Source organism: Novosphingobium sp. B-7 (assembly GCF_000410615.1).
GTDB classification, from domain to species: Bacteria; Pseudomonadota; Alphaproteobacteria; order Sphingomonadales; family Sphingomonadaceae; genus Novosphingobium; species Novosphingobium capsulatum.
Genome location: NZ_KE148381.1, coordinates 53247 through 53508 on the forward strand (window position 1 = coordinate 53247; position 262 = coordinate 53508).

Here is a 262-nt window from a genome sequence, read left to right on the forward strand (position 1 = left end):
GCCGCTGCCCGCTTGGCACTACCTGGAAAGCGGCGATCGCCAGGCCGTGCACCGCGCCGGGGTTTCGGTGGTGGGCAAGGCGATCAGCGAAGTGGTGGCCGGCCCGCTGGAAAACCACATCGTCAGCGATGTGGAATGGGATGGCGACGCGCCTGGCAGCCCGCGTGCGCCGATCGGCTTTCGCCTGCCGTGATCGACTGGCTGCGCCGCGCTGCCGAACCGGAAGCGGCCCAGGCACCTGCGCCGGTGGTCAACGTGGCCG

1 pseudogene is annotated in these 262 nt (G+C 71.0%); it reads left to right on the forward strand.

Annotated elements, in window-relative coordinates:
• Window positions 1–193, forward strand: a pseudogene (locus H926_RS34870) (hypothetical protein); the annotation flags it as partial.
• Window positions 194–262 lie beyond the last annotated feature (69 nt).